Annotated in this window: 12 protein-coding genes; 4 read left to right on the top strand and 8 right to left on the bottom strand. The window is 64.3% G+C overall.

Annotated elements, in window-relative coordinates; genetic code table 11:
• Window positions 1–44 precede the first annotated feature (44 nt).
• The 8 genes from fba to PIN01S_RS25900 form a co-directional block, all read right to left on the bottom strand.
• Window positions 45–1,109, bottom strand: coding sequence for a class II fructose-bisphosphate aldolase (fba, locus tag PIN01S_RS25865; protein WP_084339792.1), 1,065 nt, complete (start codon window positions 1,107–1,109; stop codon window positions 45–47).
• Between the two features lie 106 nt (window positions 1,110–1,215).
• The gene (locus tag PIN01S_RS25870; RefSeq protein ID WP_139198649.1) at window positions 1,216–1,425 is read right to left on the bottom strand and encodes a hypothetical protein; all 210 of its coding nucleotides are present in this window, start codon (window positions 1,423–1,425) and stop codon (window positions 1,216–1,218) included.
• Complete coding sequence (locus tag PIN01S_RS25875; protein ID WP_084339794.1) at window positions 1,422–1,739, bottom strand: MliC family protein; 318 nt, start codon at window positions 1,737–1,739, stop codon at window positions 1,422–1,424. The genes PIN01S_RS25870 and PIN01S_RS25875 overlap by 4 nt, the downstream gene beginning before the upstream one ends.
• Window positions 1,740–1,765: 26 nt before the next feature.
• Window positions 1,766–1,966, bottom strand: coding sequence for a hypothetical protein (locus tag PIN01S_RS25880; RefSeq protein ID WP_084339795.1), 201 nt, complete (start codon window positions 1,964–1,966; stop codon window positions 1,766–1,768).
• 75 nt (window positions 1,967–2,041) lie between these two features.
• Window positions 2,042–3,202 (bottom strand): phosphoglycerate kinase, encoded by a 1,161-nt coding sequence (locus PIN01S_RS25885; protein WP_084339796.1) that lies wholly within the window; start codon window positions 3,200–3,202, stop codon window positions 2,042–2,044.
• Window positions 3,203–3,228: 26 nt separating this feature from the next.
• A complete protein-coding gene (epd, locus tag PIN01S_RS25890) occupies window positions 3,229–4,275 on the bottom strand; it encodes an erythrose-4-phosphate dehydrogenase (RefSeq protein ID WP_084339797.1) in 1,047 nt (348 codons plus the stop codon).
• Between the two features lie 85 nt (window positions 4,276–4,360).
• Window positions 4,361–6,358, bottom strand: a complete 1,998-nt coding sequence (gene tkt / locus PIN01S_RS25895) for a transketolase (protein WP_084339798.1) — start codon at window positions 6,356–6,358, stop codon at window positions 4,361–4,363.
• Between the two features lie 146 nt (window positions 6,359–6,504).
• Complete coding sequence (locus PIN01S_RS25900) at window positions 6,505–7,434, bottom strand: LysR substrate-binding domain-containing protein (protein WP_084339799.1); 930 nt, start codon at window positions 7,432–7,434, stop codon at window positions 6,505–6,507.
• Between the two features lie 162 nt (window positions 7,435–7,596).
• On the opposite strand from PIN01S_RS25900, the gene PIN01S_RS25905 reads away from it, so the two are divergent.
• The 4 genes from PIN01S_RS25905 (at window position 7,597) to metK (ending at window position 11,371) form a co-directional block, all read left to right on the top strand.
• Entirely contained in the window at window positions 7,597–8,487 is an 891-nt protein-coding gene (locus PIN01S_RS25905; protein ID WP_084339800.1) for a TauD/TfdA family dioxygenase, read from the top strand.
• Window positions 8,484–9,089, top strand: coding sequence for a LysE family translocator (locus PIN01S_RS25910; protein WP_084339801.1), 606 nt, complete (start codon window positions 8,484–8,486; stop codon window positions 9,087–9,089). The genes PIN01S_RS25905 and PIN01S_RS25910 overlap by 4 nt, the downstream gene beginning before the upstream one ends.
• A gap of 74 nt (window positions 9,090–9,163) precedes the next feature.
• Window positions 9,164–10,165 carry an ArsR/SmtB family transcription factor gene (locus tag PIN01S_RS25915; protein WP_084339802.1) on the top strand — a complete coding sequence of 334 codons (1,002 nt, stop codon included), beginning with the start codon at window positions 9,164–9,166 and terminating at the stop codon, window positions 10,163–10,165.
• 15 nt (window positions 10,166–10,180) lie between these two features.
• Entirely contained in the window at window positions 10,181–11,371 is a 1,191-nt protein-coding gene (metK, locus tag PIN01S_RS25920) for a methionine adenosyltransferase (protein WP_084339803.1), read from the top strand.
• Window positions 11,372–11,589: the final 218 nt, after the last annotated feature.

The following is an 11,589-nucleotide window of genomic DNA, read 5'->3' on the forward strand; positions in this document are numbered from 1 at the left end:
GCATTACGCTTTTCAGCGGGTTTTTTGTTGAAGAACGCAGGCGATTAATTCACCTTCGGATTCAGCTCGCCCTTGGCATAGCGCTGATACATCGCTTCCAAGGAGATCGGCTTGATCTTGGAGGCGTTGCCGGCGGTGCCGAAGGCTTCATAACGGGCGATGCAGATGTCGCGCATGGCATCGACGGTCTTCGCCAGGTATTTGCGCGGGTCGAACTCACTCTTGTTCTGCGCCAGGAAGCGGCGGATGGCACCGGTGGAAGCCAGGCGCAGATCGGTGTCGATGTTCACCTTGCGTACGCCGTACTTGATGCCTTCGACGATTTCCTCGACCGGAACGCCGTAGGTTTCCGGGATTTCGCCGCCGAATTCGTTGATGATCGCCAGCCAGTCCTGCGGCACGCTGGAGGAGCCGTGCATCACCAGGTGGGTGTCCGGAATGCGCTGGTGGATCGCCTTGATGCGATCGATGGCGAGGATGTCGCCGGTCGGCGGACGGGTGAACTTGTAGGCGCCATGGCTGGTGCCGATGGCGATGGCCAGGGCGTCGACCTTGGTCTTGGCGACGAAGTCAGCGGCCTCTTCCGGATCGGTCAGCATCTGGCTGTGATCCAGGGTGCCTTCGGCGCCGATACCGTCTTCCTCGCCGGCCTGGCCGGTTTCCAGGCTGCCCAGGCAACCCAGCTCACCTTCCACGGACACGCCGCAGGCGTGGGCCATGTCCACCACCTGACGGGTCACGCGGACGTTGTATTCGTAGTCGGTCGGCGTCTTGCCGTCCTCGCCGAGGGAGCCGTCCATCATCACCGAGGAGAAGCCCAGTTGGATGGAACGCTGGCAGACCGCCGGGCTGGTGCCGTGGTCCTGGTGCATCACCACCGGGATATGCGGGAATTCTTCGACGGCGGCGAGAATCAGATGGCGCAGGAACGGGGCGCCGGCATATTTGCGCGCACCGGCGGAGGCCTGAACGATCACCGGAGAGTCGGTCTTGTCGGCCGCTTCCATGATGGCGCGCATCTGCTCGAGATTGTTGACGTTGAAGGCCGGAATGCCGTAGCCGAACTCGGCGGCGTGGTCCAGCATCTGGCGCATGCTGATGAGAGCCATGGTATTTCTTTCTCCCGGTTGGGGTCGTTAAGCGTCAAAGCCTGCCGCAGGGGCAGGCGGTATTCAAGTTTTTCGGGCCGGGCATCTCCGGCCCCGGCAGCCCTTGTCAGCCGTGGTGGCAGGCGGTGGGACGGCGCGCCGTCGTCGCCAGGCCGGTCCGGACCGGAGCGCCCTGCTCGGGCAGCGCCTCGCGCTGACTGAGCGAGTAGGCAGCCAGTTCGCTGCACCAACGGTTTCCGACAGGATCCAGCGAGCAGCCGGACAACGACAGCAGCAGGAGACTCAGCGACACGTAACGCATAGGTTCTACCTTCATTGGGTCTTGCAACCTCGACCGATCAGGTCGTTTCCGGCGACCCAGTAGGCCAGACCTTCCTCGCCCTTGGCATGGAAGGCGATAACGCCATCGCTATAGAGAGCGCCGGAGGCGGCAGGTTCCCGCTGCAGCCGATAAACCACGTCGCTTCCGCTCACCCGCAGATCGACGGTATCGCGCCCGACATCGGCGAAACGCCAGTTCAGCTCCGCGCCGCTGTCGCAAGTCCAGCGGCTCCACGGCTGTTCGGCCGGCGCACCGGCACAGCCAGACAGCAGAACAACGGCCGCCGCCAGGGCGATAATACCTTTCATCTCATCTCCTGCCGTGCTGCGTGCCTTCAAGGGCAGCGCTGCTCCGGACTGTCCTGGGCAGCGGTCGGATCGCCGCTGCTCTGTGTCTCGATCCGCTGGTTGTCCTTCTCGGTGGGGCCCATCGCAGGCGGCGGGCTGATCACTTCGCAGGTACTGGTGACCGGCGAACCACCGGAACAACCGATCAGGCCGATCGAACACATGAGGACGAGCAAGGGATAGCGCATCGCGATTTCCTCCGGGTGGATATCTCAAGGGACCACACCCGGCGCTTCGCTATCCGCCCGCTCGTCCTCGACGTCTTATCTGGCACGCTGCTCCAGCACCTCGACCGCCGGCAACACCTTGCCCTCGACGAACTCGAGGAAGGCGCCGCCACCGGTGGAAATATAGGAGATGCGCTCCGACACGCCGTACTTGTCGATGGCCGCCAGGGTGTCGCCACCGCCAGCAATGGAGAACGCATCGCTCTCGGCGATGGCCAGGGCCAGGGCCTTGGTGCCCTCACCGAACTGGTCGAACTCGAACACTCCGACCGGGCCGTTCCAGAGGATGGTCTTCGACGACTTCAGCAGCTCGGCGAACTGGGCGGCAGTCTGCGGCCCGATGTCGAGGATCATGTCGTCGTCGGCCACATCGGCGATGGCCTTGACGGTGGCGGCGGCGCTTTCGGCGAATTCCTTGGCCACCACCACGTCCACCGGCAGCGGCACGCTGACCTTGGCGGCGATGGCCTTGGCGGTGTCGACCAGATCGGCTTCATACAGCGACTTGCCCACCTTGTAACCCGCCGCGGCGAGGAAGGTGTTGGCGATACCGCCGCCGACGATCAGCTGGTCGCAGATCTGGCTCAGGCTGTTCAGCACGTCCAGCTTGGTGGAGACCTTGGAGCCGGCGACGATGGCCGCCATCGGTCGGGCCGGGTTGCCCAGGGCCTTGCCCAACGCATCCAGCTCGGCCGCCAGCAGCGGACCGGCACAGGCGACCTTGGCGAACTTGGCCACGCCATGGGTGGAACCCTCGGCGCGGTGGGCGGTACCGAAGGCGTCCATGACGAATACGTCGCACAGGGCGGCGTATTTCTGCGCCAGCTCGTCGGCGTTCTTCTTCTCGCCTTTGTTGAAGCGCACGTTCTCGAACAGCACCAGCTCGCCGGGCTTCACCTCGACACCGTTCAAATAGTCGGCGACCAGCGGGACGTCGCGGCCCAGGGCCTTGCCCAGGTAATCGGCGACCGGCTTGAGGCTGTTCTCTTCGCTGTACTCGCCCTCGGTCGGACGGCCCAGGTGGGAGCAGACCATCACCGCCGCGCCCTTCTCCAGCGCCAGCTTGATGGTCGGCAGGGAGGCGAGGATGCGCGCATCGCTTTTCACCACGCCGTCCTTCACCGGGACGTTGAGGTCTTCGCGGATCAGCACGCGCTTACCCTGGAGGTCGAGGTCGGTCATCTTCAACACGGTCATGGTGATCGGTCCTTCACGGAGGCTGGTTAATTGGAAGCGTTGGCGACGCGCAGGTAGTGATCGGCGACGTCGAGCATACGGTTGGCGAAGCCCCATTCGTTGTCGAACCAGGCCAGCAGGTTCACCAGCCGGGGGCCGGAAACGCGGGTCTGGCTGCCGTCGACGATGGCCGAATGCGGATCGTGATTGAAGTCGCAACTGGCGTGGGGCAGCTCGGTATAGGCCAGCAGGCCTTTCAGCGGGCCACTTTCAGCGGCCTGGCGCAGCACGCGGTTGATTTCTTCGCTACTGGTGTCGCGGGCGGTCTGCAGGGTGATATCCAGGCAGGACACGTTGACCGTCGGCACGCGCACGGCTTTGGCCTGGATTCGTCCACTAAGTTCCGGCAGCAGGCGTTCGATACCGCGCGCCAGCCCGGTGGACACCGGGATCACCGACTGGAAGGCCGAGCGCGTGCGGCGCAGGTCCTCATGGTGATAGGCGTCGATTACCGGCTGGTCGTTCATCGCGGAGTGGATCGTGGTGATGGAAACGTACTCAAGACCCACCGTCTCGTTCAAAAGTTTCAGCAGGGGCACGCCGCAATTGGTAGTGCAGGATGCATTTGAGACGAGGGTCTCCTTACCGCCGAGGCTGGCCTGGTTGACGCCGAAGACGATGGTGGCGTCGACATCCGCCTCGCTGGCCATGGGCTGGGAGAACAGCACCCGTGGCGCACCGGCCTCGAGGAAACGTTCGCCATCGGCGCGGGTGTGGTAGGCGCCCGAGCACTCCAACACCAGGTCGACGCCCAGGCCGGCCCAGTCGATGCCCTCCGGTGTCGCGCTGCGCAGCACCTTCACGCAATCGCCATTGATGTGCAGGCAATCGCCTTCGACCTTCACGTCGCCGGGGAAGCGACCATGGGTGGAGTCGAAACGGGTCAGGTATTCGATGCTGGCCTGGTCGGCCAGGTCGTTCAGGGCGACCACGTCGAAGCTCGCCCCGGCACCACGCTCGTAGAGCGCGCGCAACACGCAACGGCCGATGCGGCCATAGCCGTTCAATACAACTTTGTAAGGGCGGTTGGGCATGGCAGCTCCGCGACAAACGGCACGCTGCCAGCCATCGGACGAAGCGCTCCGACTGGTGGCTGGCAGCACGGCTTTCGGCTGGACGTCAGTCTTCCAGCAGCTCTTCGGCTACCGAAAGCACGTTGTCGACGGTGAAGCCAAAGTGTTCGAACAGGGCCGGCGCCGGCGCGGATTCGCCGAAGCTGGTCATGCCGATCACCCGGCCGTCGAGGCCGACGTACTTGTACCAGTAGTCGGCATGGGCCGCTTCGATGGCGATCCGCGCACCGACTTCCACCGGCAGCACCGACTGCTTGTAGGCGGCGTCCTGGGCATCGAACACGCTGGTGCACGGCATGGAGACCACGCGCACCTTGCGGCCCTGCTCGGCGAGCTTGTCGGCAGCCTGCACGGCCAGGGCGACTTCCGAACCGGTGGCGATGAGGATCAGCTCCGGCTCGCCGTCGCAATCCTTCAGGACATAGCCGCCACGGGCGATGGCGCTTTCCTGCTCGTGATCGCGCAGGTGATGCGGCAGGTTCTGGCGCGAGAACACCAGGGCGCTCGGGCCGTCCTTGCGCTCGATGGCGTACTTCCAGGCCACCGCGGATTCGACCGCATCGGCCGGGCGCCAGGTATCCAGGTTCGGCGTCATGCGCAGGCTGGCCAGTTGCTCGATCGGCTGGTGGGTCGGGCCGTCTTCGCCCAGACCGATGGAGTCGTGGGTGAACACATAGAGCACACGCTGCTTCATCAGCGCCGACATGCGTACGGCGTTGCGTGCGTATTCCATGAAGATCAGGAAGGTCGCGCCGTAGGGGATCAGGCCGCCGTGCAGGGCGATGCCGTTCATGATGGCGCTCATGCCGAATTCACGAACGCCGTAGTACATGTAGTTGCCCGAGGCGTCTTCCTCGACCACCGGCTTGCAGCCTTTCCACAGCGTCAGGTTGGAACCGGCGAGGTCGGCGGAGCCGCCGAGCAGCTCCGGCAGCAGCGGGCCGAAGGCGTTCAGGCAGTTCTGGCTGGCCTTGCGGCTGGCGATGGTTTCACCCTTCTCGGCCACGGCGCGGATGAACTCGGAAGCCTTGGCGGAAAAATCGGCCGGTAGTTCGCCCGCCATGCGCCGGATGAACTCAGCGGCCAGCTCGGGGTGCTCGGCCTGGTAGGCGGCGAAGCGCTGGCTCCAGTCGTTCTCGGCCTTGCTGCCGGCTTCCCGGGCATTCCACTCGGCATAGATGTCGGCCGGGATTTCGAACGGCGGGTGGCTCCAGCCCAGGTTCGCGCGGGTCAGCGCCACCTCTTCGGCCCCCAGGGCGGCGCCGTGGCTTTCTTCCTTCCCCTGCTTGTTCGGCGAACCGAAGCCGATGATGGTCTTGCAGCAGATCAGGGTCGGACGGTCGCTCTTGCGCGCGGTCTCGATGGCCATGCGGATTTCGTCGGCGTCGTGGCCGTCGACGTTGCGGATCACCTGCCAGCCGTAGGCTTCGAAGCGCTTCGGCGTGTCGTCGGTGAACCAGCCGTGCACTTCGCCATCGATGGAAATGCCGTTGTCGTCGTAGAAAGCGATCAGCTTGGACAGGCCCAGGGTACCGGCCAGGGAGCAGACTTCATGGGAAATGCCTTCCATCATGCAGCCATCGCCCATGAACACGTACGTATAGTGATCGACGATGTTATGGCCGGGACGGTTGAACTGGGCCGCCATGATCTTTTCCGCCACGGCGAAGCCGACGGCGTTGGCGATGCCCTGACCGAGCGGCCCGGTGGTGGTCTCGACACCGGCGGTGTAACCGAATTCCGGGTGGCCCGGGGTGCGGCTGTGCAGTTGGCGGAAGTTCTTCAGATCATCGATGGACAGGTCGTAGCCGGTCAGGTGCAGCAGGGAGTAGATCAGCATCGAGCCGTGGCCGTTGGACAGCACGAAGCGGTCGCGGTCGGCCCATTGTGGATTGGCCGGGTTGTGCTTCAGGTAGTCGCGCCAGAGCACCTCCGCGATATCGGCCATGCCCATGGGGGCGCCGGGGTGGCCGCTGTTGGCTTTCTGCACGGCATCCATGCTGAGGGCGCGGATGGCGTTGGCACGGTCACGACGGCTGGGCATCGTTGAATCTCCTGCGGGGTACTGAACCGAAAAAGGCCGCTATTTTCGCCCAGCCGAGCCTCCAGGGGCAATGATGGATTGCGGAACCGCGGCCTCTGCTCGTCGACTGGCTGGCCGCAAGCCAGTATTCGCGGCCAACGGCAGCCTCACTCCAGCAAGGTCATATCGGCGGCGTCGAACGTCGGCAGGCATTCCAGCAAGTGCGCGCGGAGCAGCTCCAGCGTGCGGTTCTGCCGGCTGCGTGTCGGCCAGACCAGGTAATAGCTGCCCTGGGAGCGCACCGCCGTGCGGAACGGCAGGACCAGCGCGCCGCTGTCCAACTCTTCCTTGACCAGGGACAGGTCGCCCATGGACAACCCATGCCCCTTCATCGCCGCGGAGATGGCCAGTTCCAGGGTGTCGAACAGCTTGCCCTTGCGCCACGCCAAGCGGTCGTTGCAGCCCATGCGTTCCAGCCAGCGCCGCCAGTCCCGGCGATCGCGCGTCGGATGAATCAGCTCGCAGTTGGCCAGGCGGTCCAGCGTCCAGGGTTCGCTGCCGAGCAGCTCGGGCGCACAGACCGGCACCAACCACTCGTCGAACAGCTTTTCGGACTCGTCCACCATGCCGTCGCAGGTTCCTAGCAGGATGGCGCAATCGAACGGCTCGGCGCGGAAATCGACGAAATCCTCATCCATCCAGACGCTGGTCAGTTGCACCTGAATACCGGGATGGCGCGCGTGAAACCCCTCCAGCGCGCCCAGCAGCCAGCGCATCGTCAGTGTCGACGGCGCCTTGAGGCGCAGGGAAACCTCTCGGCTGGCCACCGCCATGCAGGCGTTCTCGATAGTCTCGAACCCCATCTGCAGGCCCTGGGCGAGTATCCGCGCATGCTCGGTGAGCACCAGCTTAGAGCCCTTCCGCTCGAACAAACGACAGCCCAGGGACTGCTCGAGGGAACGCACGTGCCGGCTCACCGCACTCTGGGTAATGCACAGCTGCTCGGCCGCCAGGGTGAAGGAGCCGAACCGGGCGGCCATCTCGAATGCCCGCAACGCATAAAGCGGCGGAATGCGAGCGCTCGACTTATCCACCATGACTAAAACTCATTCCAACCGGCCATTCTTTCCGCTTCAACTTGCCCGCCCCGTCCATAGAATTCGCCCCCAACGATTTGGCCGAACCGTTGATACGCCGAAGGCGGCCCGTGAGATACCCCGCCCTTCACATATCCGCAACCTACCGAACACCCTGGAAAAATGAGCGATATAAAAGGACTGCTGGTCTCCAGCATCGCGAATGGCGGCCTGCATCAGGACCATATCTCAAAGATCATCACCTTCCGACAGTTCGGCAATGAACAGGGATACCTGCTGCTGGAAAACATGCCCATCGGCCGCATCCCACCGACACCCAGGGACCGCCGCCTCATCGGCAAACACGACAACCAGAGCGAACGCCTGATTCTGCAGACCACCGCCCTGCTCGGCGAACCGATCGGTTATGTGCAGGAGTCGGACGGCAACATCGTCAATAACTTCTTCCCGCATAAACAACACAGCCGAAAGAAGACCTCCGACAGTTACGACACGGAACTCGACCTGCACACCGAAAACGCCTTCCATGCCGTCCAGCCGGACTATCTGGTATTACTCTGCCTGCGCCAGGACCCGGGCAGCGAGGCGATCACCTACATCAGCTCGATCGAACAGATCCGGCACCACCTCACGCCGGACTGCCTCGATTTCTTCTTTACCGAGAAGTACAACTTCCTTTCCGACTATTGCCCGAACGGGAAGAACTGCCGGCTCGACATCGGCAAGAACCAGACGGTGCTCTATGGCGACCCCGCAGACCCGATGTTCCGCTTCGACCCGCAGTTCATGGTCGCCCGCAACGGCTATGCGCAATACCAGATGACCCGCCTCCGGGACATCGCCTGGCGCGAAGCGCGGCCGCTCAAGCTCAGGACCGGCGACCTGCTGATCATCGACAACCGCAAGACGGCCCATGCCAGGAGCGCCTTCAGCGCCCGTTTCGACGGCACGGACCGCTGGCTCCAGCGCACCTTCGTGGTCTGCAACCACCGCTACTACACCGAGAAACTCGGAAGGAGCACACGGGTCTTCGACCTGGTGGCCAACCTGTGATCACCTACCTCAGCTTCGCACTCGCCATTACCCTGCTGATCGCATCGCCCGGCCCGGTGGTTGCGCTGGTACTCGCCGACGGCCGGGGCACCTGGCCAACCTGGACCATCCTCGGCGGCATCCTCTCGGCCCAGATTCTCCTGGCCTGTGCCCTGCTGATGCTGTATCTGGCGCTGGACGTGAACACCCTCGTGCTCGAATGGGGCCGCCTCCTCGGCGGGCTCTACCTCGCCTGGCTCGGGCTGTCCACCCTGCGCGCCTCCGGCGACGCCGCCCAATGCAGCGTGACGGGTGGCCGCCAGTGCTTCTGGCGCACCCTCCGGGTGGGGCTGTCGAATCCCAAGGACATCCTGTTTTTCCTCGCCTTCCTGCCTAGCTTCATCCTTCCCGGCCAGTCGTTCGCCCGGCAGGCGTGCATCCTCGCGCTGATCTGGGCGGTGATCGACCTGAGCGTGCTGTCCACCTACGCCACCCTGTCCCAGCGCCTGTTCCGCCTCGACACCGGCAAGGCGCTGCTGACCTGGGTGCCCGGCATATGCCTCCTGGCCCTCGGCCTGTATTCCGGTCTCCAGGGGCTGCTCGCCCTCTCAGGACAGGCGTGACGCCGCCAGCAATATCAAAAACTTTTGATATTGGCCTTGCTGTACGAAAAGTGACCGACTAGACTGCGCGCCCTATGAACCTGCGCGTGCCCTCACTTCGTCACGAAGCCGGCGACCAGTTGGCCGCCCTGTGCAAGGCCGGCGGCGATCCGCTGCGGCTGAACGTGCTGCGCGCGCTGGCCAACGATTCGTTCGGCGTACTGGAGCTGGCGCAGATTTTCGCCATTGGTCAGTCCGGCATGAGCCATCACCTCAAGGTCCTGGCCCAGGCCGGGCTGGTGGCGACCCGCCGCGAAGGCAATGCGGTGTTCTACCGCCGCGCCCTGCCCCATGCCGAGACGCTGGGCGGCGCGCTGCATGCAGCATTGCTGGAAGAGGTGGACGCCCTGACGCTGCCGGCCGACGTACAGGGCCGGATCGCCGCGGTACATGCGCAGCGGGCGACCGCCAGCCACGACTTCTTCAGCCGCGTGGCGGAGAAGTTTCAGGCCCAGCAGGACCTGATCGCCGGGCTGCCGCAGTACCGTGATAGCGTGCTGGCGTTGCTCGAAGCCTTGAGCTTCGCGCCCGGCGCCACGGCGCTGGAAGTCGGCCCCGGCGACGGCGGTTTCCTGCCCGAGCTGGCCCGGCGTTTTTCCCGGGTGTGGGCGCTGGACAACAGCCCGGCGATGCTGGAACTGGCGCGCCTGCGCTGTACCGAAGCGGGCCTGGGCAATGTCGAGCTGATACTCGCCGACGCCCTGAACGACGATGTCGCCGCGGCCGATTGCGTGGTGTTGAACATGGTCCTGCACCATTTCGCCGCGCCGGCCGAGGCGCTGAAACGGCTGGCCCGCCTGGTGAAGACCGGCGGCAGCCTGCTGATCACCGAGTTGTGCAGCCACAACCAGAGTTGGGCCAGGGAGGCCTGCGGCGATCTCTGGTTGGGCTTCGAACAGGACGATCTGGCCCGTTGGGCCGATGCCGCGGGGCTCACGCCCGGCGAGAGCCTCTACATTGGCTTACGTAACGGTTTTCAGATTCAGGTGCGGCATTTCGCCAAGCCAGCCGCTGATGACCGACTCACCCACCGGTAATTTAGGAACCGATAGATGAGCGAATATTCCCTGTTTACTTCCGAGTCCGTGTCCGAAGGCCATCCGGACAAGATCGCCGACCAGATCTCCGATGCGGTGCTCGACGCCATCATCGCCCAGGACAAGCATGCCCGCGTGGCCTGCGAAACCCTGGTGAAGACCGGTGTAGCCATCGTCGCCGGCGAAGTCACCACCTCCGCCTGGGTCGACCTGGAAGAGCTGGTGCGCAAGGTCATCTGCGACATCGGCTACACCAGCTCCGACGTCGGCTTCGACGGCCACACCTGCGGCATCATCAACATCATTGGCAAGCAGTCCCCGGACATCAACCAGGGCGTCGACCGCGCCAAGCCGGAAGACCAGGGCGCCGGCGACCAGGGGCTGATGTTCGGCTACGCCAGCAACGAGACCGATGTGCTGATGCCGGCGCCGATCTGCTTCTCCCACCGCCTGGTCGAGCGCCAGGCCGAAGCGCGCAAGTCCGGCCTGCTGCCGTGGCTGCGCCCGGATGCGAAGAGCCAGGTCACCTGCCGCTATGAGAACGGCAAAGTGGTCGGCATCGACGCCGTGGTGTTGTCCACCCAGCACAATCCGGAGGTCAAGTACGAAGACCTGCGCGAAGCGGTGATGGAGCTGATCATCAAGCACACCCTGCCGGCCGAGCTGCTACACAAGGACACCCAGTTCCACATCAACCCGACCGGCCAGTTCATCATCGGCGGCCCGGTGGGCGATTGCGGCCTGACCGGACGCAAGATCATCGTCGACTCCTATGGCGGCATGGCCCGCCACGGTGGCGGCGCGTTCTCCGGCAAGGACCCGTCCAAGGTGGACCGCTCCGCCGCCTACGCCGGCCGCTACGTGGCGAAGAACGTCGTCGCCGCCGGCCTCGCCGAGCGCTGCGAGATTCAGGTTTCCTACGCCATCGGCGTGGCCCAGCCGACTTCCATTTCGATCAACACCTTCGGCACCGGCAAGGTCAGCGACGAGCGCATCGTCCAACTGGTCCGCGAGCATTTCGACCTGCGTCCGTATGCGATCACCCGCATGCTCGACCTGCTCCACCCGATGTACCTGCCGACCGCGGCCTACGGCCACTTCGGCCGCGATCCGTTCGAAATGACCGTCGGTGGCGACACCTTCACCGCGTTCACCTGGGAAAAGACCGACAAGGCCGCCGACCTGCGCGCCGCCGCCGGCCTGTAAGTCCCGTCGAGCAAAAAGAAAAGGCCCCGCCAAGTGCGGTAATGCTGTTCACTTAAGCATTTGAGCCCAGGCGGGGCTTCCTCGAAAATCCGATGCCAGGTCACTGGCATCGGATTTTTTATGTCTCTGCTGCAACAGCAACTGCTCGACTTAGGCGAACTGTTCAACTTCTCCGATCTGAGCGCCTTCACCCAAAACATCCCGATCGAGTGGGTGGT

The sequence above is a fragment of the Pseudomonas indica NBRC 103045 genome (genome assembly GCF_002091635.1).
GTDB lineage: Bacteria > Pseudomonadota > Gammaproteobacteria > Pseudomonadales > Pseudomonadaceae > Pseudomonas_M > Pseudomonas_M indica.

Coding starts and splice junctions, on each gene's coding strand:
- metK (WP_084339803.1), top strand. CDS start 10,181: ATGAGCGAATATTCCCTGTTTACTTCCGAGTCCGTGTCCGAAGGCCAT.
- PIN01S_RS25875 (WP_084339794.1), bottom strand. CDS start 1,739: ATGAAAGGTATTATCGCCCTGGCGGCGGCCGTTGTTCTGCTGTCTGGC.
- PIN01S_RS25880 (WP_084339795.1), bottom strand. CDS start 1,966: ATGCGCTATCCCTTGCTCGTCCTCATGTGTTCGATCGGCCTGATCGGT.
- epd (WP_084339797.1), bottom strand. CDS start 4,275: ATGCCCAACCGCCCTTACAAAGTTGTATTGAACGGCTATGGCCGCATC.
- PIN01S_RS25905 (WP_084339800.1), top strand. CDS start 7,597: ATGAGCGATATAAAAGGACTGCTGGTCTCCAGCATCGCGAATGGCGGC.
- fba (WP_084339792.1), bottom strand. CDS start 1,109: ATGGCTCTCATCAGCATGCGCCAGATGCTGGACCACGCCGCCGAGTTC.
- PIN01S_RS25900 (WP_084339799.1), bottom strand. CDS start 7,434: ATGGTGGATAAGTCGAGCGCTCGCATTCCGCCGCTTTATGCGTTGCGG.
- PIN01S_RS25915 (WP_084339802.1), top strand. CDS start 9,164: ATGAACCTGCGCGTGCCCTCACTTCGTCACGAAGCCGGCGACCAGTTG.
- tkt (WP_084339798.1), bottom strand. CDS start 6,358: ATGCCCAGCCGTCGTGACCGTGCCAACGCCATCCGCGCCCTCAGCATG.
- PIN01S_RS25885 (WP_084339796.1), bottom strand. CDS start 3,202: ATGACCGTGTTGAAGATGACCGACCTCGACCTCCAGGGTAAGCGCGTG.
- PIN01S_RS25870 (WP_139198649.1), bottom strand. CDS start 1,425: ATGAAGGTAGAACCTATGCGTTACGTGTCGCTGAGTCTCCTGCTGCTG.